Origin of the sequence: Microbacterium sp. CGR1 (assembly GCF_051062835.1) — a bacterium.
Taxonomy (GTDB): domain Bacteria; phylum Actinomycetota; class Actinomycetes; order Actinomycetales; family Microbacteriaceae; genus Microbacterium.
On record NZ_JAOTPG010000001.1, the window covers coordinates 35,816 to 59,730 of the forward strand.

A 23,915-nucleotide genomic window follows, 5' to 3' on the forward strand; every position below is an offset into this window, starting at 1 on the left:
TCCGCTGCGACTCAGGCGACAGCGCGCTCGGGGGTGGCGATGACAGGGTCGGTCACACGCAGCCGTAGCGCTGCGGCCAGGGCGAACACATCCGCGGCGTCGTGTCGTCGTGCGGCATCCATGATGATGTGGGCGCAGGCGAGGGCGTCTGCGAGTGCATCGTGGTGAGAGAAACCGGTGAAGCCCGCGGCTTCTGCGGCTTTCGGAAGACGGTAGGACTCGAGCTCGTAGGTCTTGCGCGCGACCTGCAGGCTGCACAGTGAACGGTACGGCGGGCAGTCGCCGCCGGTGACCTCCGACGCGCGGCGCAGGACGTTCAGGTCGAAACCCGCGTTGTGGGCGACCAGCACGTCGGCACCGGCGAAGGCGCACAGACGATCGAACTGATCAGCCCAGGTGGCGGCCGCGACCACATCCTGCGCGCGGATGCCGTGGATCTTGGTGTTCCACTCCTGGAACTCGTCGTGGCCTGCAGGCGGACGGATCAGCCATCCTGCCGTGGCGACGACCTGGCCGTCGCGTACGCGGACGAGTCCGACGGAGCACGCGGAAGCGGGGCTGGAGTTCGCGGTCTCGAAGTCGATCGCGGTGAAGTCCAGTGGCACGGTTCCACTCTCTCCCGGTGTCGATGACGCCCGAGGAGGACTCGCCGTAGGCTGACGATATGAGTGCAGACCGTGCGACATCCTTCGGCGCAGAGGCCGCGAACTACGAGGCCGGTAGGCCCGAGTATCCGTTCGAGGCGGTCGCGTGGATGCTCGAGCGGATGCCGGCCGATTCGCGCCGGATCGCCGATGTCGGGGCGGGCACCGGAAAGCTCACTCGGGTGCTCGGTCATGCACCGGGTGCGGAGGTCGTCGCCGTGGATCCGGATGCGGCGATGCTCGCCGCGCTGCGACAGAGCGTTCCCGGAGTGCCCACCTTCCTGGGCTCGGCTGAACGGATGCCCCTGCCGGACTCGAGCCTCGACGCGGCGGTGCTCGGCCAGGCGTGGCACTGGGTGGAGCCGATCGCCGCGTCCGCGGAGCTGGGTCGAGTCGTCCGCAGCGGGGGAGTGCTGGGTCTCATCTGGAACATCCGCGACGAGAGCACCGAGTGGGTGCGCCGCCTCACCGACATCATGCACAGCAGCCCTGCCGAGAACATGGTCAACGGTCCCGAATCCGAGGGGCCGCGCATCGCCGCGCCCTTCGGCGAGGTCGAGATGCAGCGCTGGGAGTGGAACCGCCCGATGACGCGGACTCAGTTGCACCAGATGGCCCTCTCTCGCAGCTACCTCATCACAGCGCCCGCGGACGAGCGCACGGAGATCACGCGCCAGATGGATGCCCTGTTCGACGAGCTCGGGCTCGACGGCGATTCGACGATCGATCTTCCCTACGTCACGCACGTGTTCCGCGCGGTGCGCGATTGAACGGCTGATCCCGGCATTCCGCAGGGGCCGAGCATCTACGACCGGTAGACTCGACCCCCGTGGCTCTCACTATCGGAATCGTCGGCCTGCCCAACGTCGGCAAGTCCACCCTCTTCAACGCTCTGACCAAGAACGACGTGCTCGCGGCGAACTATCCGTTCGCGACGATCGAGCCGAACGTCGGGGTGGTGAACCTGCCCGATCCGCGTCTCGACAAGCTCGCCGAGATCTTCGGCAGCGAGCGCATCCTGCCCGCCGCTGTGTCGTTCGTCGACATCGCGGGTATCGTGCGTGGCGCGAGCGAGGGCGAGGGTCTCGGCAACAAGTTCCTCGCGAACATCCGTGAGGCGGATGCCATCGCGCAGGTCGTCCGCGGCTTCGCCGATGACGACGTGGTGCACGTCGACGGCGCGGTCAATCCGGCATCCGACATGGAGACGATCAACGCGGAGCTGATGCTCGCCGACCTCGAGACGGTCGACAAGGCGATCACCCGTTACGAGAAGGAAGTCCGCGGCAAGAAGATCGAGCCGATCGTTCTCGAGACCGCGACCGCGGCGAAGGATGCTCTGGAGCGCGGCGTGCTGCTGTCGGTCGCCGGCATCGACCTGACGCCCATCCGCGAACTGGGCCTGCTGACGGCCAAGCCCGTCATCTTCGTCTTCAACGTCGATGAGGGCGTGCTCACGGACGACGCCCGCAAGGCGGAGCTCGCGGCACTTGTCGCCCCCGCCAAGGCGATCTTCCTCGACGCGAAGATCGAGTCCGAGCTGATCGACCTCGACCCCGAGGATGCCGCTGAGCTTCTCGCGTCGACCGGACAGGACGAGTCGGGCCTCGACCAGCTCGCCCGCATCGGCTTCGACACGCTCGGTCTGCAGACATACCTCACGGCAGGCCCGAAGGAAGCACGCGCCTGGACGATCCCCAAGGGGTCGAAGGCTCCGCAGGCCGCGGGCGTCATCCACACCGACTTCGAGAAGGGGTTCATCAAGGCCGAGATCGTGTCGTTCGACGACCTCGTCGAGACCGGTTCGGTCGTCGAGGCCCGCTCCAAGGGCAAGGCGCGCCTCGAGGGCAAGGACTACGTCATGAAGGACGGCGACGTCGTGGAGTTCCGCTTCAACAACTGAGCGATGTCCTGCCCGACTGCTGAGGAGATCGGGTGCGGATCGTTCGAAGCCGCGGGTCGCGGATCAGATCTCGTCGCTACGTCGAGCACGCACGATCCAGCCGACCTGCACCAACGCCTCCGCAAGGCGGTCGGCGGCAGCGTGCGCCACTTCGAAGCTTGCATCTGAGCAGACGTCGATGGCGATCGGCGGCGGATCGGCAAAGCGTGGTATCTGCACCTCTGCCCAGGCGTCGGGCGAAAGCGGTACCCGAGGAGACGCGGTGCGTGCGTCTGCGATGGCACTGTCCGACACGAAAGCGATGACGTCCAGCGCATGGAGCTTCGTGATCGGCATGTCCACGACGATGCTCACGGCGAAGGCCGCGTTTGCGGTATCCCCGAACTCTGGCCTCACCGCATGAAGATATCACTGCGCTGTCTGAGCGAGGACAGCACCGGCATCGTGACCTCGGCTTGCGATGATCGCGATGCCGTGCTGTCGCGAGCGAGCTGGGCGCGAACAGCCGGCCTAGCCGTACCGCTCGACGTCCTGACTCAACACCTCTGGCCACGCTTCGACGTCTTCCGGGCTATGGGCGACCGTCGGCGTCGCGTGCGGGAGCAGCGTGGCGAGGCGCTCCGCGGTCGACAAGGGGTGGCCCGGATCGTCCACCCACGCCAGGACCGACGTCGGCACATTGATTCGCGCGATGAGGTCAGGGCTGGGCAGGTCGCTGAGCCCTGCACCGCGAAGGACTGACGGCAGAAGAGCATCGGCGATGTCGGGCCAGGTCTCCGGCGCGGCGACGGCGGCAGGGGGCGGTGTCGATCCGCGCGACCCGGCGAGGAATGCCTCCACACCGTCGGATTCGATGAGCGCCGCCGCTGCTCGGTAGATCTCGGCTTGATCGAGTCGGGTCTCCCACGCCGTGGGAGGCACCATGAGTGTGAGCCCGGAGAAGCGATCCGGCTCGATCGTCGCCGCGTGCAGGAGCGTCGCGGTGCCCATCGACGGTCCCACTCCGTGAACGCGCTCGCCGGGGAACCACTGATCGAGTACTCGTAGAAGATCATCGGCGAGACTCTCCCAGCGATAGTCCTCGGGAACCTCCCTCCCGGTCGACCGACCGTGTCCGCGTGCGTCGTAACGCAGCAGTCGAGTGCCGCTGAGTCCTCGGCCGAGGTCGAGATTGAGCACCCGGTCACGGGCGCGGCTCGAAGTGAGGCCATGCAGCTGGACGACCGGGTGTCCGCCTTCATCGCTCAAGGACACAGCCAGCTTGGCTCCGGGCACCTCGAAAGTGGGCATCAGGCTCCTCGATCGGTGACTGACCGCGTCGGGTCGGGCAGTCCTGGAGTTTTCAGGTTATCTGGGGCCGATAAGGTACTGCCCATGCGACTGACCAACGTCACGCACCTCCGCCTCCCGTTCGGACGGCTCTGGGGGTACGACGTGAGCGCGTCTGCGCTCGGGCGGCGCCTTCCTGTGTCGTTCGATCAGCGACTCCATGTCGGGGCCGGTGACCGACCCGGCTCGTGGATGGCGTTGTCCTTCCGGCTGCCTGCGCAGACTCGTCGTGAATCGATCGCCGATGCCTGGCTGGCGGTCGTCGCCCGTCATGGAACGCTGCGATCGGCATTCGCGCCAGGCGCTGATGGCGATCCGGTGCTCCACGAGATCGAGATCGGCCCCGGAAGCTGGGTCGAGCACGAGGTCGGCCCTGGGCAGGCCGTCAACGACGCGTTGCGGGACATCCTCGATGCGGCGTGTTCGCCGTACCGCCGTCCGTCGCACCGGCTGTGCGTGTTGGAGACTGCTGCGGGGCTCACGGTCGTGATCGCGGCTGATCACGCGCATGTCGACATGTGGTCGATGCTGGTGATCGCGCGCGACCTGCTGTCCGCGCTCGACGCGGGGAGGGCCGGCGCGAAGCCGATGCCCGGACCGGCGCCCGCCTTCGTCGAGCACACGCAGGCACTGCTGGATCGGGATGCCGCGCCTGACAGCGTGCGTCAGCGATGGGAAGCCATCATCGCGGACAGCGGTGGCGTGATGCCGAAGTTCCCGCTGTCGCTCGGTGTGCCCGAGCCGCATCGCGAGCGTGTGGAGGTGCGTGACGTCTTCGACGTCGACGACGCCGCCGCGTTCGCCGCGCAAGCCCGTGACGACGGCGTCTCGACCCTCGCACGCGCAGTCGTCGCGATGACCGCGGTGACCCGCGAGCTGGCGGGCACGGCGCTGCGAGCCGTCTTTCCCGTGCACAGCCGCTTCGAGGAGAACTGGCACGACTCGGTCGGCTGGTTCATCACCAACTCCGTCCTCGAGTCGGAGCTCGCCGAACCGCACGCGGCGGCGGCCGCGGTGAAAGAGGCCGTGCAGCTCGGTGCCTGGCCGCTCGCAGACGTACTCGCTCCGTGGGGCGGGATGCCCGTGGCCTCCGGAATGTTCGCGATCTCGTGGTTGGACCTGCGCAGACTCCCCGTGCGGATCGATTCCGTCGGGCTCGACGCGCAATACGTCAGCGCGGCGACCGACACCGACGGCGTGATGCTGTGGTTCATCCTGGATGAGTCGGGTCTACACCTGAGATGCCGATATCCCGACACTGCCGAAGCTCGTGCGAACGTCGGTGGCTGGCTCGATCTGCTCGTCGCCAGGTTGCAGGCGGACGCGCGTTCCTCCGTCCGGGGCCGGCTTCAGGTCGCGGGCCGGACGTTCAGGCTCGAGCGTGCGAATCGTGACGACATCGGGGCCATCGCAGCGCTGCTGTCCGATGATCAGTTCGGTTCCGACCGTGAGAGTGACGAGCTCGAGCGATATGAGGCCGGCTTCAGTGCGGTCGCTCGCGACCCATCCAACTATCTGGGGGTCGTTCGTGACAGCGCCGAGAACATCGTCGCCACCATGCAGCTGACCGTCATCCCGGGGCTCTCCCGCAGCGGTTCGACCCGACTGCAGATCGAGGGGCTGCGAGTCGCGCCAGAGCAACGGTCCCAGGGTCTGGGTGCTGCGATGCTCGAGTGGGCACACGAATTCGGCCGCGCACGAGGGGCTCGACTGTCACAGGTCACGACCGACGAAGCACGGGATCGGACTCGCGCCTTCTACACCCGGCTCGGGTACGAGACCGCTCACGTTGGACTGAAACGGCACATTTAGCGGCGTACGCTGTGGGTGCCGCCGACCGAAGGATCCGCCATGTCTGACCACAAAGAGCACATCCCCGCCCCAGACGAGCCGTCAGTCCCGGAACTCGAACTCGACGAGACCATCGCGCCGCGACCGGAGGAGCAGATCGCCGATGCTCTGCGGGCGAGCCCCGATCTCGAGGACCACAGCGGGTAGAGGCGCTCGACTACGCTGGAACACGACCCCTGAACGCTGAACGAGGAGCCGCGCGCCCATGACCGACACCCAGATCTTCGAGCCTGAAGGCCGCGCCATCCCCTTCGTGGATGAGGGCGACGGGCCGGTCAAGCTCGTGCTGATCCAGGAGCAGGGGCTCGCGGCCGACGTTCTGGGGGTCGCCGCACACTACCTCGCCGAAGAGGCAGGGTTCCATGTGCTGCGCATCGGCCACCGTGCCGGCGAGGCGACGCTCGACGAGCGCGTCGAAGACGTCGTCGCCGTGATCGACCACGTCGGCATCGACGACACCTGGGTCGGAGGCCACGGATTCGGTGGAACCATCGCTCGGGCGCTGGTCGCCGCACACACCGACCGCGCGAACGGACTGCTGCTGCTGGGCGTCGAGGACGTCGACATCGAGGTGGCCCCCGCGATTCCCGTGCTGATCGTGCAGGGCACCGAGGACACCGACACTCCCGCCGCGAACGCCGAGGCGCTGCAGTCCACGATCCCCGACCGCTCGAGTATCAAGACGATCGCCGGTGATCACCTGTTCCCAATGCATCACCCGATCGAGACCGGCGTGATCATCGAGGAATACCTGGACTGGGACTGAACCCGATGGCCTCGGGCGAGCGCACCGTCGTCCTCGCGATCGACCTGCAGGCCGGGGTGATGCCCGGCTGCCACGACGAGCACGGCGTGCTCTCGCGTGCTGCGGCGCTGGTCGATCGCGCTCGCGCCGCGGACGTTCCCGTGGTCTGGGTGCATCACGACCCCGTCGGAGTGGGCACACCCGAGTGGGAGCTCGCGGCGCCTCTGCACCGCCTCGAGGGCGAGCCTCTGGTGCGCAAGAGCTACCGCGACTCCTTCGCCGACACGACGCTGAGGGAGACGCTCGATGGCCTCGGCGCGACGCACCTCGTGATCGCCGGCGCCCAGTCGGATTTCTGCGTGCGCACGACGATGCAGCGCGCGGCGGGTGACGGATACGACGTCACACTCGTGAGCGACGCGCACACCACCGTCGACACCGAATGGGACGGCGTGCCGATCTCGGGAGAGCAGATCGTCGCGCACACGAACATGTACTTCGCGGGTCTGCGGTACCCGGGCCAGCGGTTCGCGATCGCCACGCACGACCGGGTCGCGCTCTGAGGGCGAGTCGCGCTCTATCCTGATCCCGTGACCCAGTGCGCCGCACCGGCCAAGACGAATGTGCTCGCCCTCGTCGGCTTCATCGCGGCATTCATGATCCCGCTCGCGGGCGTGATCCTGTCCGTGTTCGCCCGGCGTCAGCTCGATGCGCCGGGCAACGCCGAATCCGGCCGCGGACTCGCCCGCTGGGCGATGGTGATCGGAGTCGTTGGCTCGCTCGCTCAGATCGGCTTCTTCATCATCTGGTTCTCGCTGTTCTTCCGTGCGGTCGGCGGAATGGCTTCCTGACAGACTGGAGGGATGACCGCAACCCTCGTCGCCCAGAATCTGGCAGGTGGCTACGGCCACCGCATCCTCTTCGAGGGCCTCGACCTGACCGTCGCTCCCGGAGATGTCATCGGGGTCGTCGGCGCGAACGGCGCGGGCAAGTCCACGCTGCTGCGGATTCTCGCCGGGGTTCTCGCGCCCGCTGACGGGACGGTGTCCCTCGCACCGACCGACGCCTTCGTCGGCTGGCTGCCGCAGGAGCACGAGCGCGTCGAGGGTGAGACGGTGGCCGAGTACATCGCGCGCCGCACGGGCTGTGCCGAGGCGACGCAGGAGATGGATGCCGCGGCTGCCGCCCTGGGAGACCCGTCACTGGTTCCGGAGGGCACGGATCCGGCAGACACGTATTCACAGGCACTCGACCGATGGCTCGCCAGCGGCGCCGCCGACCTCGATGACCGCATCCCTGCGGTGCTGGCGGATCTGGGCCTCCCGAGCGGCGGACGCGTGGCCGAGGACGCACTCATGACGGGGCTGTCAGGAGGCCAGGCCGCACGCGTCGGGCTGGCCGCCCTCCTGCTGTCGCGCTTCGACATCGTCTTCCTCGACGAACCGACCAACGATCTCGACCTCGACGGCCTGGATCGGTTGGAGTCCTTCGTCCGCGGACTCCGCGGCGGCGTCGTGCTGGTGAGTCACGACCGAGAGTTCCTCGCGCGAAGCGTGACCCGCGTGCTCGAGCTCGACCTCGCCCAGAACTCCCACCGTGTCTACGGCGGCGGGTACGACGCGTACATCGAAGAGCGCGCGGTCGTCCGCCGTCACCTGCGTGAGAAGTACGACGAGTTCGCCGACAAGAAGGCCGACCTCGTCGCCCGTGCCCGCACGCAGCGGGAGTGGTCGAGTCAGGGCGTGCGCAACGCGATGAAGAAGTCTCCGGACAACGACAAGATCAAGCGCAAGGCGTCGATGGAGTCCAGCGAGAAGCAGGCGCAGAAGGTGCGTCAGATGGAGAGTCGGATCGCGCGCCTCGACGAGGTCGAAGAGCCTCGCAAGGAGTGGCAGCTCGAGTTCACGATCGGCTCCGCGCCGCGCTCGAGCACCGTCGTGTCGACGCTGAACTCCGCGGTGTTCGGGCAGGGCGGTTTCACGCTCGGTCCGCTGTCGCTGCAGGTCGACGCGGGAGACCGCATCGGCATCACGGGTCCGAACGGAGCGGGGAAGTCCACTCTGCTGCGGGCGCTCCTCGGACGGCAGGCGCCCGTCGAGGGGACCTCGACACTCGGAAGCAGCGTGCTGATCGGAGAGATCGACCAGGCCCGCTCCCTCCTGGTCGGCGATGCCGCGCTCGCTGACGCGTTCGAGGCGCTCGTGCCCGAGATGTCCTCGGCCGAGGTGCGGACGCTGCTGGCCAAATTCGGTCTCAGGGCCGACCACGTGACGAGGCCGGTGGACGAGCTCTCACCGGGGGAGCGGACGAGGGCGGCGCTCGCTCTGCTGCAGGCGCGCGGAATCAATCTCCTCGTGCTCGACGAGCCGACCAACCACCTCGATCTTCCGGCGATCGAGCAGCTCGAACAGGCCCTCGAGTCGTACACAGGCACTCTTCTGCTCGTCACGCACGACCGTCGGATGCTGGAGGCAGTGCAGACGAACCGCCGGTGGAGCGTCGAGAACGGACAGGTCGAAGAACGCTGAGTCTCAGCGACCCTGACGCTTCTTGTACGGCTTCGGCTGCCCCTTGACGATGGGCGCGCGTCCCTTTCCCTTGGAGGCCTTGGCCTTGCCGCCGGCCGGAGCCGCGGTCTTCGGCGCAGGCGGGGGAGCGGCAGCCACGGTGGCCCGGGCCTCGACGAGGAACAGCTCACCGACATTCGTCAGGCGAGGCGTGCCCTCGCGGTTGACGAGCGTGTGGCCCACCTCATCTTCGAGCTTGTCGAGCGAGGTGTAGAGCGACGCCAGCGGGATGCCCAGCTCCTTCGCGGCTCGGGGGAAGTGCAGCGTCTCGGCGAGGACGACGTAGCGACGGAGCAGTGCCAACTTCATGCGCGTGAACGGTCCTTCTCGAACCACGACGATCGCGGCTCTGGTTCTAACCTACGCGAGACGGCGGCGCAGACACCCCGGACGCACGGATGCCGCGGCTCGATGAGCCGCGGCATCCGGGGAGTCTTCGTCAGGCGACCTTCGGGAGCACGGCGAAGGACACCGAGCCCTCGTCGTCCACTCCGGCATCCAGGATCTTGTCATCGAGAGCGGCTGCGGCCGTCTCATCGAGGAAGAGACGCGTGCCCGAGACCTCGACGACCTGGTCTTCAGGCTCGGGGTCGGGCGTGACCAGGACGGCAAGACGTGCGCCGCCGTCAGGCCCGGGTGCGGGCGTGGAATGAATGCGCAGTCCTGCGTCGGTGGCGTCGGTCTGACGGCTGACGAGGGTGTTCACGATTGCGGTGGCGTTATCGGTGAGGGTGAGCACGAGACTCTCCTTCCGGTTGCGGTCACGACGCGGGTGCGACGTGTCCGGGCCACGATTCCCCACCCGGCGACGCGTTTCAACCCGACGCGCCCGGTTCGGAGGGGTCTCCCACCTGATGCAGAGGTTTTCTCAGGAAGACCTGTTCAGTGCCGTCGCCATCGGGCACCCGGACTGTCTCTCGGTAGCCGCACGCGTCGTAGAGGCGGAGGTTCGCCTCGCTGAGGCTGCCCGTGAAGAGCTCAGCCTCCGCCGCCGTCGACGAGCGCTCGGCCGCGTCGAGAAGGGCGCGGCCGATACCCTCGCCCTGCATGTCGGGAGCAATCGCGATGCGGCCGATGAGCAGCAGGCCGTCGTCCTCGACGAACCGGATCGCGCCCACCAGACGTCCGCCGATCCGGGCGGTCAGACCGCTCCCTGTTCGCAGCTCCGCCTCGACCTCGGCCAGCGTCTGCGTCAGCGGGGGCATGTCGGCGCTGCCGTAGATCTGCGCCTCTGAGACGAAGGCCGCGCGTTGCACGGTGAGCACCTCACCGGCATCCGCTTCGGTCATGGGCGCGATGGCCACCTCTGATTCCGGGCCGCCGGTCTGGTCGTGGGATGTCTCTGGTTCCGTCACTGCGCCACGATCAGCCCTGCACCGGGGGACTGTCAACCCCCTCGAACACGAGGGATTCGGAGGCTACCGTCGCAGGCACGACCCCAGGAGGATCCCATGGCTGAGAACACCACGTCCAAGACAGGCAGCACGTCCAAGCGCGGAGCGAAGACCACGAGGCGCCAGAACGCCGAGAAGGGCTTCACCGCCTCGTCGACGCTGGCCGGCAACCTGCAGGTCGTGCTCGTCGACCTCATCGAGCTCTCGCTGCAGGGCAAGCAGGCGCATTGGAACGTCGTCGGTCGCAACTTCCGCGACACCCACCGTCAGCTCGACGAGATCATCGATGCGGCGCGCACCTTCAGCGACACGGTCGCCGAGCGGATGCGCGCGCTGCACGCCGTTCCCGACGGCCGCACCGACACGATCGCCGAGACGACATCGCTTCCCGCGTTCCCGATGGGTGAGGTGTCGACCACCGACACGATCGATCTCATCACCGCGCGCCTCGAGGCCACGATCGGCACCGTCCGAGACGTCCACGATGCCGTCGATGAGGAGGACCCGACCTCTGCAGACATCCTGCACGCCGTCCTCGAGAGCCTCGAGCAGTTCGCCTGGATGGTCAGCGCTGAGAACCGGACCCCTGCCGGGCGCTGAGCACAGGCGAGGCCCTCAGGCCCGGCCGTCCTCCCCGCTTCGCTCGGCCTCGCGTTGAACGAGGCGGGGAAGGACGAGCCAGAGGATGAGCACTCCCACCAGGGAGGCGACGAGAGCGATGAGCCCTGCGGCGCGATTCACCGTGAAATCGATGATCAGAGTCGTGACGCCGATCGTGAGGGCTGCGATGGCCACGAGATCGATCTTCACGATGCGCGCTGCCACCCGCACGAGCTCGGGTTTGCGGCGCCGGCCGAACAGCGCCCTGTGCATGCCGACGGGTGCCAGTGCCAGAATGGTGGCCACCGCAGCGACGGCCACGAGCACCACGTACACGTCGCGTTGGAACTCGTCCATGTCCTCGAACCGAGGCGTGAACGCCACGGCCAGGAGGAAACCCGTGAGTATCTGCGTGCCGGTCTGCATCACCCGCAGCTCTTGGAGCAGTTCCTCCCAGTTGCGGTCGGCGCGCTCGTTGCGGGTCTCATCGCGTCCGTCGATCAGGTCATCACGCTCAGCGGCGGGCAGCCGCTCCTCGGGTTCCATGCGGTCAGTCTCGTTGGGGAGGACAGACGCTGTCCAGACTCTTGCGCGAAGATCGATGAGGCGGTCCGGATGACGATCCCACCCATCAGCGAATGGTGGTCCGAGCTGTCGCTCGAGGCACGGGTCGAGGTACTCGGCGACACCGCACCGCATCTCGGCGAAAAGGCCCGCGAGGAGATCAGGACCCTCACGGGAGCCGTGGTCGGGATCGCCGAGACCCTGTCAGACGACGACCTCGCCTTCGCGCGGTCGGAGGCTCGTGCGGAGATCGAGGCGGCGGACTCGGACTGACCCGGGCCGCGGTCAGCTGTCCCGCGTGGGATTCTCTTCTCGCAGGCGCGGTTCCGTGCGGCGCTCGGGGCGCACCCCCGCCTTGCCGGCGTAGAACGCACGGATCCGGTCCATGTCGGCCGGGATATCGCCGGTCAGGTCGATCGTGGGTCCGAGGCCGGTCGTCATCGTGGTGCGGTCGACGAACCCGAGCGTGACCGGCATCCCCGTCTCGCGGGCGATGCGGTAGAAGCCCGACTTCCAGTACTCGTTGCCGCCGCGGGTGCCGTCGGGCGTGATGACCAGCCCGAACACGCTTCCGGAGTGGACCTGTGCCACCACATCCGCCACGACGCGCGCGGGGTCCGCTCGATCGACAGGGATGCCGCCGAGGCGGCGCATGATCGGGCCCCGCCATCCTCTGAAGAGGCTGCTCTTGCCGAGCCAGTGCACCTCGATGTCCAGGCGCCAGGCGATGGCGAGCATCAGCACGAAGTCCCAGTTCGACGTATGCGGCGCACCGATCAGGATCGTCGGGCGGGTGGGCGTGCTCTCAGCGGTGAGGGTCCAGCGGCTGAGCGTCCAGTACAGGCGGGCGATGAGTCGTTTGAGCACTCGTCAACCGTAGGGGAGCACGGCTGTCCGTCCGCTGTCGATCGGCGTGTCGATTTCCGCGCCATCCGGTCGGAGCAGGCGTAGCATCTAATGATGGCCAAGACACAGGACTCCGTCGAGCAGGACGCACCCACCGCGCTCCAGCCGCTTCCGGACGCTCTGAACCTGCTCGAGAACGACTCCGCCGGGTACTGCAGCGGCGGCGTCTGCCACTTCCCCGCGCCGAAGACGCAGTAGCGATCAGGCGCCGCCGCGACGGTGCTCAATGTCCGCCGTGCACCCCGCCGGCGATGTCATCCGCAGGCTTGCGCACGAACGCGCTGAGCGCGACTGCGGCGAGCGAGATGATCGCGGCGATCAGGAACGCCATCCGCGCACCCGGTGCTCCGGCTGCTGCCGTCGGCAGCCCTTCGGCCTCGCCGGCATGCAGGATCGCCGAGTAGGTCACGGTGAGCACAGCCACACCGGCCGCTCCGCCGACCTGCTGGAGCGTGTTGAGCACCGCAGACCCGTGCGAGTACAGCGAGCGCTGGAGGGATCCGAGCGAGGCGGAGAACAGCGGTGTGAACGACATCGCGAGTCCCACCGACATCGCGGCCTGCACGATGATCAGGACCCACCACACGGTGTGCTCGCCCACTGTGGAGTAGTAGAAGAGTGCCGCCGAGACGAGGATCGTGCCGGGGATCAGAAGCGGACGAGTGCCGCGTGCGTCGTACACACGGCCCATGATCGGACCGAGCAGACCCATCAGCACGGAACCCGGCAGCAGGATGAGGCCGGACTCGAGGGCGTTAAGGCCGGCGACGTTCTGCAGGTACTGGGGCAGGAGAGTCAGCGTGCCGAACATCGACAGCGCGAGGATCGTCATGATGATGACCGAGAACGTGAAGTTCGCGGAACGGAACACGCGCAGGTCGAGCAGCGCGTCATCGACGCGCTGCAGGACGAGCTGGCGCCACACGAACAGCGCGAGCGCGACGGCGCCCACGACGAGCGAGACGATGCCGGCGGTCTCGCCGGATCCGCCCTCGCCGCCGAACTGGCTGAGTCCGAAGACGATGCCACCGAATCCGAGGGCCGCGAGCGGGATGGAGAGCACGTCGAGGGGGACCTTGCGAGTCTCGCCGAGGTTGGTCATCCACTTGGCTCCGATGAGGAGCGAGACGAGTGCGATCGGAAGGATGATCGCGAACAGTGCGCGCCAGTTGAGCGTCTCGAGGACGGCTCCGGCGAGCGTCGGGCCGATCGCGGGAGCCAGCGAGATGACGAGACCGACACGGCCCATCATGCGGCCGCGGGACTGAGGCGGCACCACGTTCATGATCGTCGTCATGAGCAGCGGCATCATGATTCCGGTGCCCGCAGCCTGGATGACGCGGCCGGCGAGCAGCACCTCGAAACCGGGAGCGACCAACGCGACCAGGGTTCCGAGCGAGAACGAGATCATCGCGGCGATGAAGACCTGACGCGTCGTGAAGCGCTGCAGGATGAAACCGGTGGTCGGGATGACGACGGCCATGGTGAGCATGAACGCGCTCGTCAGCCACTGCCCGAGCTCCGGCGGGATCCCGAGGTCGACGTTCAGGTGCGGGATCGCGATTCCCATCGTCGTCTCGTTGAGGATGGCGACGAACGCAGCGACGAGAAGGAGCCAGATCACGCGCATGTCGCTGCGAGAGATCTCCCCTCCTGACGACGCAGGGGGCGTGGTGATCGAACCGGTGTCGACGGCAGACATACGGCCTCCTAGGCACTGAAGAGGGGGGGAGATCGCGCGAGTGCGCGGGGACCATTCAGCGTAACCACAGGTTCGGACATTTCATTCCGGATCCGGTCGGATCCGCTCTCAGCGGAGCTTGGGGATGCTGCGGGCGGCCCGGTGTCCGCCACCGTGACTACGCTGGCGACATGAGCATGGGTGGCGGACGCGGCGGATTCCGCGGCGTGGACGAGAGCGCACAGCGTCGGCTCAATGCCGAGGCGCCGCGGATCAGCGGACTCGGGGCGAGGGTCATCACCCTGTTCCGGCCGTACCGGTGGCGCATCTTCTGGACGGGCGTGCTGGTCGTCATCGGCGCCGGCATCGCGGTCATCCCGCCGCTGATCGTGCAGCGCATCTTCGATGACGCGCTGTTCCCCGTCGACGGCGGCGGTCCGCAGCTGCAGCTGCTCATCTGGCTCGTGTCGGCGATGGTCGGGCTGTTCCTCGTCTCCGCGGTTCTCGGAGTCGCCCAGACATGGCTCACCTCGACGGTGGGCAACAGCGTCACCGGCGATCTGCGAGTGCGGCTCTTCGAGCACCTGCAGGCGATGGAGCTCGGGTTCTTCACCCGCACGAAGACCGGGGTGATCCAATCGAGGCTCCAGAACGACGTCGGCGGCGTCTCCGGCGTGCTGACGAACACGGTCACCAGCATCCTGGGCAACGTCGTCACGGTGATCGCCTCGCTCGTCGCGATGATCCTGATCGATTGGCGTCTGACCCTGATCGCTGTCGTGCTGATGCCGTTCCTGATCATCGTGCAGCGACGCGTCGGCCAGGTCCGCGCGCGCATCGCGGGCGAGACGCAGGAATCGCTGTCGGAGCTCACCTCGATCACTCAGGAGACGCTGAGCGTGTCGGGGATGCTGCTGTCCAAGGCGTTCAATCGGCAGCGCACCGAATCGCAGCGCTACCAGGCGGAGAACCGCAACCAGGTGAAGCTGCAGGTGCGGAGGGCGATGAGCGGCCAGGGGTTCTTCGCCGTCGTCCAGGTGCTCATGGCGAGCGTGCCGGCCGTCATCTACCTCGTTTCGGGATACCTGATCGCGGGCGGTACGGGCGCGATCACCGCCGGTACCGTCGTCGCGTTCACCACTGTCCAGGCGCGTCTCCTGCAGCCGCTGATGGGACTCATGCGGGTGTCGCTGGATCTGCAGACCTCGTCGGCGCTGTTCGCGCGCATCTTCGAGTACCTCGACCTCGTGCCCGAGATCCAGGACGCACCGGACGCGATCACGGTCGCCGAGGCACCGGGGCCGCGTGGGCGCATCGAGTTCGACGACGTCGTCTTCCGCTATCCCGATGCCGCGCCGGACGCGCGCCCCACACTCCAGGGTGTCTCGTTCGTCGCGGAGCCGGGGAAGCACGTCGCGTTCGTGGGTCCTTCGGGGGCGGGCAAGACGACCGTGCTCTACCTCGCTCCGCGCCTGTACGAGGCTCACGGCGGGGCCGTGCTGTTCGCGGGGGCCGATGTCCGCACGCTCACGCAGGAGTCGATCATCGATCAGGTCGGGATCGTGTCGCAGGAGACCTACCTGTTCCACGCGACCATCCGCGAGAACCTCCTGTACGCGAAGCCGGGGGCGACGGAGGACGAGGTGATCGCCGCGTGCGTCGCGGCGAACATCCATCACATCATCGCGGGATTCGAGGACGGCTACGACACGGTCGTCGGGGAGCGCGGCTACCGGCTGTCGGGCGGCGAGAAGCAGCGCATCGCGATCGCCCGCGTGCTGCTCAAGGATCCGCCGGTACTGCTGCTCGATGAGGCCACGTCGGCTCTCGACACCGTCTCCGAGCGCGTCGTGCAGGAGGCGTTGGACGAGGCAGCCAAGGGGCGTACGACCTTGACGATCGCGCACCGGCTGTCGACGGTGATCGGCGCAGACGTCATCCACGTGCTCGAGGCTGGCCTGATCGTCGAGTCCGGCACCCACGCCGAGCTCATCGCGCGGGGTGGCCTCTATGCCGAGCTCGCCGCGCAGCAGGTCGCGGCGTCACGGGTGATCGAGACAGAGACCGTCATCGAGGAGGCCGTGGCCGGGGGAGTGAATGCAGCGCTCGCCGACCGACGGGCCGACCGTGCCCCGGAGGACTCAGCGGGAGCGGATGCCGTCGCCACCCTCACGGCATCGGTGCCGCTGCTCGACGCTCCGCGTGCCGACGAGAGGGTGTATCCGGCAGAGGGCTGAGCTGCCGTCAGTGCACAGAGAGGCCGCCGTCGATGAACAGCGACTGACCGGTGACGTAGCTCGAGCCCGCACCCGCGAGGAACACCGCGGCTGCGGCGAAATCCGCGGGCACGCCGTTGCGACCGATCATCGTGCGGGCGGCGAGAGCGGCGATCTGGGCGGGGTCCTCCTGCAGGCGGGCGTTCAGCGGCGTCAGGACGAACCCGGGGACGAGCGTGTTGCTCGTGACGCCGGTGCCGCCCCAGGCCTCGGCCTCCGACCGCATCAGCGACTCGACCGCGCCCTTGGACACCCCGTAGATCCCGCTTCCGACGAAAGCGCGGTGCGCCTGCTGCGAGCTGATGTGGATGAGCCGGCCGAATCCGCGTTCGGCCATGCCTCTGCCGTAACGCTGCCCGAGCAGGAACGGCGCGAGAGCGTTGACGGTCATCGTCGCGTCCCAGTCGTCCTCCGTGATCTCGGCGAAAGGGGGACGGATGTTGATGCCCGCGGAGTTCACCAGGATGTCGGGCTCGCCGAACGGCACGGTCGCTGCGTCGGCCACATCGCGGATCCCCTCGCGGGTGCTGAGGTCTCCGACGACACCCGCCGCACGGCATCCGGCATCCGCCAGTTCGGCGACGGTCGCCTCGATCCTGCTCTCGCCTCGAGCGACGATCACGGTCGAGGCACCGGCCTTCGCGAGGGCGGTGGCGATGCCGCGACCGATGCCGGAGCTGCCCCCGGTCACGACAGCCGTGCGGCCGTCGAGCGAGAAGAGGTCGGCGAGGTAGCCGTTCATGAGTCTCCTGGGGCGTGCTCTCACCAGGCCAGTGCGGCGGTGAGGGCGGGATCGGGGCGTGCGTCGGCGTATTCGGGCAGTGCCTGGATCTCTGCGGCGAAAGACGCCACCTCCTCGGCGTAGCGGGGATCGGGGTGGGTGGCCGCGATCTCGAGGAGCGGCGGCAGGTCCATCGCCAGGATCAGTTCGAGGCGTGCGGTGACGGCGGCATGCGCGCCGGCGTCGTGCAGCACGCGGATGCCTCCCCGCAGTGCGCGGAGATAGTCGCGGAGCACGTGCAGCTGCGCGCGGCCCTGCGTGATCGAGGTTCCGTCCGCTCGCAGCCGCCACCGGACCACCGTGTCGGGGATCACGTCGAAGGCTCGTGCCCGGGTGTACATCTGCTGCGCGACCACCTGATCCTCATAAGCGACGCCCTCGGGGAACCGCAGATCGCTCCAGAGCTCGATACGGCTGATCTTCGACCAGGCGACGATGTTGGCGCTGGCCCGGGGGTGCTCGATGATCGTGGTCTCGAGGCGTGCCGGGGAGGTGGCGGCCTCGACCCAGGGCTGCACGCGCCCAGGGACGTAGCGTTCGCCGTCGAAGCGCGAGCGCACGTAGGCACCCGCGACGAAGTCGCTGCCCGTCTCGGTGAGGGTCCCGAGGAGACGTTCGAGCGCGGCGGGTGTCAGCTCGTCGTCGCCGTCGAGGAATCCGACGAGAGGAGTGTCGACGAGGTCGATCCCGACGTTCCGCGCCGCACCGAGCCCGCGCGATGCCTCGTGTCGCACGGCACGGAAGCGCGGATCGGATGCCGCTGCCGCGGCGAAGATCTCGGCGGTACCGTCTGTCGAGCCGTCGTCGATGAGGATCGCATGCCACCGATTCTCGGTCTGCGCGCGCAGCGAATCGAGGGCGGCCGGGGCGAAGCCGGCGATGTCGCGGCCGGGGACGATCAGGGTCACGATCGGGGCGGGGGCGGTCACCAGCCGAGTCTATGGCCGCGTGCGGAAGTCTCGCGCTCTCAGGCGTCTCGCCTCTCAGACGCCGATGACGGCGCGTACCGACTCTGCCACGAGGTCTGCGAGTCGATCGGGAAGATCGTCGCGCAACGGGGCGTGACCGAACGTGAACCGCACGGAGCTCTGCGCGACGGCGGGATCGACGCCGCAGGCGAGCAGCACATGCGACGGCTCGTCGCTCCCGGCGGCGCACGCCGAACCGCTCGACGACACCACGCCCCGGCGCTCCAGCTCGAGCAGCACGGCCTCGCCGCTCACTCCCGCGAACGTGAAGCTCGCTGTCCCCGGGAGCCGCCGGATCGGATCTCCCGTGAGCGCCGCCTGGGGGACGGCTGCGAGCACGGCGGCGATGAAACGCTGCGTCGCCGCTCCGACGACCGTGTTGACGGTGTCGCGTTCCGCCTCGGCGAGCTCCAACGACACGGCGAGGCCGACCGCTCCGGCGACGTTCTCCGTCCCCGATCGACGTCCCCGCTCCTGACCGCCCCCGTGCAGGAGAGGTTCGAGGGGGACCCGGCCGCGCACGGCGAGCGCGCCGATCCCCTTGGGCGCTCCGAGCTTATGCCCGGCGATCGTGATCGCATCCGCCCCGAGTCCTGCGAGCGGCAGCCACCCCGCGGACTGCACCGCGTCGACGTGCAGCGGAACGCCGGCTGTGCGGGTCACCTCCGCGAGCGAGGCCACGTCCTGGACCGTGCCGATCTCGTTGTTGGCGTGTCCGACGGCGACCAGCGCGGTGTCCTCGCGGATCTCCTCTCGCAGGGATGCCGCGGAGACCCGGCCGTGCGAGTCGACGGCCGCCGCCGTGACCTCGACGTCGTGGAAGCGTCGCAGGTAGTCGGCGGACTCCAGGATCGACTCGTGCTCGATCGGCGAGATCACCAGATGACGGCGGCCGTCCGCGAGAGCGGCGAGCACGATCCCCTTGACCGCGAGGTTGTTCGCCTCGGTGCCGCCCGCGGTGAACACGACATCGCCGGTGCGCATCCCCAAGACGCGCGCGATTCGCGATCTCGCATCGTCGAGTGCGCTCGCCGCAGCCTCGCCGTAGGTGTGGTGGCTGGAGGGATTGCCGAACATGCCGGTGAGATACGGATGCATCGCATCGAGCACCTCCGGTCGTACCGGAGAGGTCGCAGCGTGATCGAGGTAGAGCATCGGAGTCAGTCGATCCGCACGTCCAGGCCGAGATCGAGCGCGCGCGCCGAGTGGGTGAGAGCGCCGATCGAGATCACGTCGACCCCGGTCCTGGCGATGTCGCCGACCGTGTCGAGGCTCACCCCGCCGGAGGCCTCGACCTGTGCGCGGTCGCCGATCAACGCGACGCCTGCCCGAAGGTCGTCGAGCGAGAAGTTGTCGAGCAGCACGGTGTGCGCTCCGCCGTCGAGCACAGCCGGGATCTGATCGAGCCGGTCGACCTCGACCACCACATGGGTCGTGTGGGGGAGGCGGGAGAACGCCTCGCGCAGGGCTGTGGCGAGGTCGACACCGGAGCGCTGCAGCACGGCGAGATGGTTGTCCTTGGCCATCACCGCGTCCGACAGCGAGTAGCGGTGGTTGTGCCCCCGGCCAGAGACCACGGCGTGACGCTCAAAGGCACGCAGGCCTGGGGTGGTCTTGCGGGTGTCGGCGATACGGGCCGAGGTACCCTCGATCGCCCGCACATAGGCATCGGTCAGGGTCGCGATGCCGCTCATCCGCTGCGCGAAGTTCAGGGCGATGCGCTCCGCGGTGAGGATGCCGCGGGCCGAACCCGACACCGAGGCCAGTGCGTCGCCGGGGGCGAAACGATCGCCGTCGCCGACGTGCACATCGATCGTGATCGACGGATCCGTGAGAGCGAAGGCGGCGGCGAAGACGTCGCCGCCGCTGAAGATCCCGGCTTCCCTGGCGACCAGGTCGGCGGTGGCGGTGGCGTCCGCGGGAAGCAGCGTCGTGCTGGTGAGGTCGCCCCACGGTGCGTCTTCCTCGAGGGCTGCGCCGACGACGCGGGTGATGAGTGCGTGAGTGAGCATCAGACGGTCTCCAGGAGAGGCGAGGCGACGGGTTCGCGGTAGTGGGCGCCGACCGATTCGGTGCGGGCGAGGGCAGCGGATGCCGTGGCCTCGGCGAGCAGGAGCAGATTCGCGTCCTCGTACTCGGCGACGGTGGTGGGTGCCGGTGCGGCGGAGCGCCAGCGGATGACGGTGTCGAGTGCGCGCTCGAGTCCCTCATCCGTGCGGAGCAGTCCGACGTCATCCCACATCAGTCGCTGCAGTTCGGGTCGACTGAACGGGGTGCCGTCCGGGTGCGAGCGAGTGCCGGCGGCGCCGGCGGCAGCAGTGCGGAGAGAGCGTGCGGGCAGGGGAGCGCGTGACGACTTCCAGGGCATACCCACGGCGGTGGCCGCGCGTGCGCCGAAGACGGCGCCCTCCAGCAGCGAGTTCGAGGCAAGGCGGTTCGCCCCGTGCACGCCGGTGCGGGCGACCTCGCCGACGGCGAAGAGCCCGGGGATCGACGTGCGTCCGTCGAGGTCGGTGACGACTCCGCCCATCAGGTAGTGCGCGGCCGGGGTCACCGGGATGGGGTGCGTCGCCCAGTCGAACCCGCGCTCGCGTGTCACCCGATCGATGGTCGGGAAGCGGTGCGGCAGCACGCGTGCGCCCAGCATCGTGGCGTCGAGACGGACCGGGGAGCCCTGGGCCGCGGCCTGGCGCGCGATCGCGCGGGACACGACGTCGCGGGGAGCCAGCTCGCCGTCGGGGTGGGTGTCGAACACGAAGCGCCGACCGTCGACATCGATGAGTGTCGCACCCTCGCCGCGCACCGCCTCGGAGACCAGGAACGCGGGCCCCTCGGCGAGGATCGTCGGATGGAACTGCATGAACTCGAGATCCGCGACCGCCGCGCCGGCGCGCAGGGCCGCCGCGATCCCGTCGCCCGTGGTTCCCGCCGGATTCGTCGTGTGCGCGTAGAGGTGGCCCGCGCCTCCGGTGGCGAGGATCACCGCGTCGGCCTCGAGGTCTGAAAGGGCGCCGTCGACGAGCACGCGGATGCCGCGCGCGACGCCGTCCTCGAGCACGAGGTCGGCGAGGAACGCGGCCTCGACCACGGTGATGGCTGCGCGCCGTGTGGCGGCGACGAGCGCGTGTGCGATCGCGGCGCCGGTCGCATCCCCTCCGGCATGCACGATGCGGGCGCGGGCGTGCGCGGCCTCGCGCCCGAGCAGCAGTTCGCCGTCCGGGCTGCGGTCGAAGGCGACTCCTCGCGCGATCAGCTCGGCGATCCGCTCGGCGGCATCGTGTACGAGCACGTCTACTGCAGCGGCGTCGGACAACCCGGCACCCGCATCGATCGTGTCTGCGGCGTGCTGAGCCGCCGAGTCCGTGGGGCCGTACATTCCTGCGACGCCGCCCTGGGCGAATCCGGTGCACCCGTCACCGAGCGCCTCTTTCGTCACGACAGTGACCGCGTGCCCCGCCTCGTGGGCGTGCAGCGCGGCTGTGAGACCGGCGATGCCCGAGCCGACGACGACGACGTTCATCGGGCGCTCGCCACCACCGGCGGCTTCGCCGCCAGCATCCGCTCGAGGGCGACCCGCGCGGGATCGGCCACGTCCGCCGTCACCGTGATGCGGTTGGGGGTACGGCCTGCCACGAGCTCCTCCAGCACCCACGCCAGGTATCCGGGGTGGATGCGGTACATCGTCGAGCACGGGCACACCACGGGGTCGAGGCAGAAGATCTCGTGCTGCGGGAACTGCGCGGCCAGCCGGCGCACGAGGTTGATCTCGGTGCCGATCGCGAAGGTCGTGGGCTCTGTCGCGGCGGCGATCGCCCGGCGGATGTAATCGGTGGAGCCGGCCTCGTCGGCAGCGTCCACGACGTCCATCGGGCATTCCGGGTGCACGATGACGCGCACGTCGGGGTGCTCCGCCCTCGCCTGGTCGATCTGGGCCACCGTGAAGCGACGGTGCACCGAGCAGAACCCGTGCCACAGGATGACGCGCGACTCGAGCAGATCGGATGCCGTGGAGCCGCCGAGCGCCTTGCGCGGGTTCCACATCGGCATCTGCTCCAGCGGCACGCCCATCGCCTTCGCGGTGTTGCGGCCCAGGTGCTGATCGGGGAAGAACAGCACCCGCCTGCCGCGTTCGAACGCCCACTCGAGCACGGTCTGCGCGTTGGACGAGGTGCACACGATCCCGCCGTGCCTGCCGACGAAGCCCTTGATCGCGGCAGAGGAATTCATGTACGTGACGGGGATCACCGGCACTCGGCCGTGTTCGTCCTGAGCGTCGAGATCGCCGAGGACATCGGCGAGCTGCTCCCAGCAGTCCTCGACCTGATCGATGTCGGCCATGTCGGCCATCGAGCATCCGGCTGCGAGGTTCGGCAGGATCACCGCCTGGTCGGGGCCGGAGAGCAGGTCGGCGGTCTCCGCCATGAAGTGCACACCGCAGAAGACGATGGCCTCGGCATCCGGTCGCTCCTTCGCCGCGGTGGCGAGCTGGAACGAGTCGCCCACGTAGTCGGCGTGACGTACGACCTCCTCGCGCTGGTAGAAGTGTCCGAGCACCACGGCCCGGTTGCCGAGTGTGGCTTTCGCTGCACGGATGCGCCCGTCGAGTTCGTCTTCGCTCGCCTCGCGATACTCCGCTGGGAGCTCGCCCTGACGCGGTGCTCCGGTCGGGATGACGTCACCCATCGAGGATCCCGGTCCGTATCCGGGACGCGTGTCGAAGTCCCAGGGGCCGACCGCGAGGTCGGTCGTACAGGTCTCATCGGTCGATACGCCCGCCACGATCGACTGGATCGCGTGGTCGACGGAGGCGTCGAGGGGCTGGACTGCCGGGGTCGGAACGAAGGTGATGCTCATCGGGTGCTCGTTTCCTCGGGGCCGAGCGGGCCGTGATCGGCCAGCTCGACATCGGTGTTGTAGCGGTACAGGCGGGCGGGGCGGTGACTGCCGGTGCGGAACTGATCGGTGGGGAGGAGGTTGCCGGCGGACTCGACCTGTCGGCGGAAGTTGGCCGGGTCGAGGTGCTTGCCGAGGATCGCCTCGTAGGCCTCTCGAAGGTCGGCCAGAGTGAACTCGGCCGGCAGGAAGCCGTGTGCGACGCGGCTGTAGCCGACCTTGCTGCGCAGGCGCCAGAGCGCGTAGTCGACGATCTTGCGGTGATCGAAGGCAAGCGGTGGCAGGTCGCCGAGATCGAACCAGCGCACGTTCTCGGGAGCGAGACCGGATGCCCGATGCGCGGCGCTCTGCGCGTCGACCTCGTCCTGCCGGAGCAGCGCCCAGTAGACGATCGACACGACGCGGGTGGGGGAGCGGTCGACGGCTCCGAAGGCGTAGAGCTGCTCGAGGTAGCTGGGAGTGAGGCCCGTGGTCTCGGCGAGCGTGCGGGCGGCGGCGTCGACCGGTGATTCGGCCGGAGTCAGCCAGCCGCCGGGAAGCGCCCACTGATCGGCGAACGGCTCGCGGGTGCGCAGGACCAGCGGGAGCGCGAGCACAGCAGCGCCGTCCTCGGTGCGACGCAGCGTCAGGATCACGGTCGACACGGCGACGTCGATGCCCCTGGTTTGAGTCATGTATACCTTAACCTCCGAGATCGATCTTAGTGTCATGGCGACTCTTAGTGCACTCATATGACGGACGAGTCCCTGAGGCCGAAACGTTATATACCAGCGTTCTGGCCTCTTGTCGCCCGGATGGCTATTTGTTAGGTTA

General features: G+C 68.5%; 28 protein-coding genes. 12 read left to right on the forward strand and 16 right to left on the reverse strand.

The window, feature by feature from the left end; translation table 11 throughout:
* Positions 1-11 precede the first annotated feature (11 nt).
* Positions 12-605, reverse strand: coding sequence for an exonuclease domain-containing protein (locus OD997_RS00200; protein WP_434329834.1), 594 nt, complete (start codon positions 603-605; stop codon positions 12-14).
* A gap of 59 nt (positions 606-664) precedes the next feature.
* Between OD997_RS00200 and OD997_RS00205 the strand changes: the two genes are divergently transcribed.
* Both OD997_RS00205 and ychF read left to right on the forward strand, forming a co-directional pair.
* Positions 665-1,414, forward strand: a complete 750-nt coding sequence (locus tag OD997_RS00205; protein ID WP_434329835.1) for a class I SAM-dependent methyltransferase — start codon at positions 665-667, stop codon at positions 1,412-1,414.
* Between the two features lie 59 nt (positions 1,415-1,473).
* Positions 1,474-2,547 (forward strand): redox-regulated ATPase YchF, encoded by a 1,074-nt coding sequence (ychF, locus tag OD997_RS00210; RefSeq protein ID WP_434329836.1) that lies wholly within the window; start codon positions 1,474-1,476, stop codon positions 2,545-2,547.
* A gap of 63 nt (positions 2,548-2,610) precedes the next feature.
* On the opposite strand, the gene OD997_RS00215 is transcribed toward ychF, so the two are convergent.
* Both OD997_RS00215 and OD997_RS00220 read right to left on the reverse strand, forming a co-directional pair.
* Positions 2,611-2,901, reverse strand: coding sequence for a hypothetical protein (locus OD997_RS00215; protein ID WP_434329837.1), 291 nt, complete (start codon positions 2,899-2,901; stop codon positions 2,611-2,613).
* A 156-nt stretch (positions 2,902-3,057) separates the two neighbouring features.
* Entirely contained in the window at positions 3,058-3,837 is a 780-nt protein-coding gene (locus OD997_RS00220; protein ID WP_434329838.1) for an alpha/beta fold hydrolase, read from the reverse strand.
* Positions 3,838-3,921: 84 nt separating this feature from the next.
* On the opposite strand from OD997_RS00220, the gene OD997_RS00225 reads away from it, so the two are divergent.
* The 6 genes from OD997_RS00225 to OD997_RS00250 are packed head-to-tail and all read left to right on the forward strand — an operon-like array spanning position 3,922 to position 9,000.
* Positions 3,922-5,688 carry a GNAT family N-acetyltransferase gene (locus OD997_RS00225; RefSeq protein WP_434329839.1) on the forward strand — a complete coding sequence of 589 codons (1,767 nt, stop codon included), beginning with the start codon at positions 3,922-3,924 and terminating at the stop codon, positions 5,686-5,688.
* 39 nt (positions 5,689-5,727) lie between these two features.
* Entirely contained in the window at positions 5,728-5,874 is a 147-nt protein-coding gene (locus OD997_RS00230; RefSeq protein WP_434329840.1) for a hypothetical protein, read from the forward strand.
* A gap of 58 nt (positions 5,875-5,932) precedes the next feature.
* Positions 5,933-6,493, forward strand: a complete 561-nt coding sequence (locus OD997_RS00235) for an alpha/beta fold hydrolase (RefSeq protein ID WP_434329841.1) — start codon at positions 5,933-5,935, stop codon at positions 6,491-6,493.
* 5 nt (positions 6,494-6,498) lie between these two features.
* The gene (locus OD997_RS00240) at positions 6,499-7,035 is read left to right on the forward strand and encodes an isochorismatase family protein (RefSeq protein WP_434329842.1); all 537 of its coding nucleotides are present in this window, start codon (positions 6,499-6,501) and stop codon (positions 7,033-7,035) included.
* Positions 7,036-7,062: 27 nt separating this feature from the next.
* Positions 7,063-7,323 carry a DUF4190 domain-containing protein gene (locus tag OD997_RS00245; RefSeq protein ID WP_434329843.1) on the forward strand — a complete coding sequence of 87 codons (261 nt, stop codon included), beginning with the start codon at positions 7,063-7,065 and terminating at the stop codon, positions 7,321-7,323.
* Between the two features lie 12 nt (positions 7,324-7,335).
* On the forward strand, positions 7,336-9,000 hold the full coding sequence (locus OD997_RS00250; RefSeq protein WP_434329844.1) for an ABC-F family ATP-binding cassette domain-containing protein: 1,665 nt from the start codon (positions 7,336-7,338) through the stop codon (positions 8,998-9,000).
* Positions 9,001-9,003: 3 nt separating this feature from the next.
* Here OD997_RS00250 and OD997_RS00255 read toward each other — a convergent pair whose 3' ends face one another.
* From OD997_RS00255 to OD997_RS00265, 3 genes are all read right to left on the reverse strand, one after another.
* Positions 9,004-9,348, reverse strand: a complete 345-nt coding sequence (locus OD997_RS00255; RefSeq protein ID WP_434329845.1) for a LysR family transcriptional regulator — start codon at positions 9,346-9,348, stop codon at positions 9,004-9,006.
* A 130-nt stretch (positions 9,349-9,478) separates the two neighbouring features.
* Positions 9,479-9,778, reverse strand: coding sequence for a hypothetical protein (locus tag OD997_RS00260; RefSeq protein ID WP_056308697.1), 300 nt, complete (start codon positions 9,776-9,778; stop codon positions 9,479-9,481).
* 76 nt (positions 9,779-9,854) lie between these two features.
* A complete protein-coding gene (locus tag OD997_RS00265; protein ID WP_434332300.1) occupies positions 9,855-10,328 on the reverse strand; it encodes a GNAT family N-acetyltransferase in 474 nt (157 codons plus the stop codon).
* A gap of 162 nt (positions 10,329-10,490) precedes the next feature.
* Here OD997_RS00265 and OD997_RS00270 point away from each other — a divergent pair, with 162 nt between their 5' ends.
* Complete coding sequence (locus OD997_RS00270; RefSeq protein ID WP_434329846.1) at positions 10,491-11,033, forward strand: Dps family protein; 543 nt, start codon at positions 10,491-10,493, stop codon at positions 11,031-11,033.
* A gap of 15 nt (positions 11,034-11,048) precedes the next feature.
* On the opposite strand, the gene OD997_RS00275 is transcribed toward OD997_RS00270, so the two are convergent.
* Positions 11,049-11,579: a DUF6328 family protein gene (locus tag OD997_RS00275; protein WP_434329847.1), complete on the reverse strand. Its 531-nt coding sequence runs from the start codon at positions 11,577-11,579 to the stop codon at positions 11,049-11,051.
* 69 nt (positions 11,580-11,648) lie between these two features.
* On the opposite strand from OD997_RS00275, the gene OD997_RS00280 reads away from it, so the two are divergent.
* Complete coding sequence (locus tag OD997_RS00280) at positions 11,649-11,870, forward strand: hypothetical protein (RefSeq protein WP_434329848.1); 222 nt, start codon at positions 11,649-11,651, stop codon at positions 11,868-11,870.
* Between the two features lie 12 nt (positions 11,871-11,882).
* Here the strand turns inward: OD997_RS00280 and OD997_RS00285 are convergent, their stop codons facing one another.
* Entirely contained in the window at positions 11,883-12,464 is a 582-nt protein-coding gene (locus tag OD997_RS00285) for a 1-acyl-sn-glycerol-3-phosphate acyltransferase (RefSeq protein WP_434329849.1), read from the reverse strand.
* A gap of 93 nt (positions 12,465-12,557) precedes the next feature.
* Here OD997_RS00285 and OD997_RS00290 point away from each other — a divergent pair, with 93 nt between their 5' ends.
* Positions 12,558-12,701 carry a hypothetical protein gene (locus OD997_RS00290; RefSeq protein WP_434329850.1) on the forward strand — a complete coding sequence of 48 codons (144 nt, stop codon included), beginning with the start codon at positions 12,558-12,560 and terminating at the stop codon, positions 12,699-12,701.
* Positions 12,702-12,726: 25 nt separating this feature from the next.
* Here OD997_RS00290 and OD997_RS00295 read toward each other — a convergent pair whose 3' ends face one another.
* Positions 12,727-14,205, reverse strand: a complete 1,479-nt coding sequence (locus tag OD997_RS00295) for a DHA2 family efflux MFS transporter permease subunit (protein WP_434329851.1) — start codon at positions 14,203-14,205, stop codon at positions 12,727-12,729.
* Between the two features lie 170 nt (positions 14,206-14,375).
* Between OD997_RS00295 and OD997_RS00300 the strand changes: the two genes are divergently transcribed.
* A complete protein-coding gene (locus OD997_RS00300) occupies positions 14,376-16,421 on the forward strand; it encodes an ABC transporter ATP-binding protein (protein ID WP_434329852.1) in 2,046 nt (681 codons plus the stop codon).
* Between the two features lie 7 nt (positions 16,422-16,428).
* On the opposite strand, the gene OD997_RS00305 is transcribed toward OD997_RS00300, so the two are convergent.
* From OD997_RS00305 to OD997_RS00335, 7 genes are read right to left on the reverse strand one after another with little or no spacing between them, the layout of a single operon-like run.
* Positions 16,429-17,202 carry an SDR family NAD(P)-dependent oxidoreductase gene (locus tag OD997_RS00305; RefSeq protein WP_434329853.1) on the reverse strand — a complete coding sequence of 258 codons (774 nt, stop codon included), beginning with the start codon at positions 17,200-17,202 and terminating at the stop codon, positions 16,429-16,431.
* A 20-nt stretch (positions 17,203-17,222) separates the two neighbouring features.
* On the reverse strand, positions 17,223-18,170 hold the full coding sequence (locus tag OD997_RS00310; RefSeq protein ID WP_434329854.1) for a glycosyltransferase family 2 protein: 948 nt from the start codon (positions 18,168-18,170) through the stop codon (positions 17,223-17,225).
* Between the two features lie 54 nt (positions 18,171-18,224).
* Entirely contained in the window at positions 18,225-19,364 is a 1,140-nt protein-coding gene (locus OD997_RS00315) for a cysteine desulfurase family protein (RefSeq protein WP_434329855.1), read from the reverse strand.
* Between the two features lie 5 nt (positions 19,365-19,369).
* Positions 19,370-20,221, reverse strand: a complete 852-nt coding sequence (gene nadC, locus OD997_RS00320) for a carboxylating nicotinate-nucleotide diphosphorylase (RefSeq protein ID WP_434329856.1) — start codon at positions 20,219-20,221, stop codon at positions 19,370-19,372.
* On the reverse strand, positions 20,221-21,729 hold the full coding sequence (nadB, locus tag OD997_RS00325) for an L-aspartate oxidase (protein ID WP_434329857.1): 1,509 nt from the start codon (positions 21,727-21,729) through the stop codon (positions 20,221-20,223). The genes nadC and nadB overlap by 1 nt, the downstream gene beginning before the upstream one ends.
* Complete coding sequence (nadA, locus tag OD997_RS00330; protein WP_434329858.1) at positions 21,726-23,063, reverse strand: quinolinate synthase NadA; 1,338 nt, start codon at positions 23,061-23,063, stop codon at positions 21,726-21,728. The genes nadB and nadA overlap by 4 nt, the downstream gene beginning before the upstream one ends.
* A complete protein-coding gene (locus OD997_RS00335; protein WP_434329859.1) occupies positions 23,060-23,776 on the reverse strand; it encodes an NUDIX hydrolase in 717 nt (238 codons plus the stop codon). Before OD997_RS00335 ends, nadA begins: the two co-directional genes overlap by 4 nt.
* Positions 23,777-23,915 lie beyond the last annotated feature (139 nt).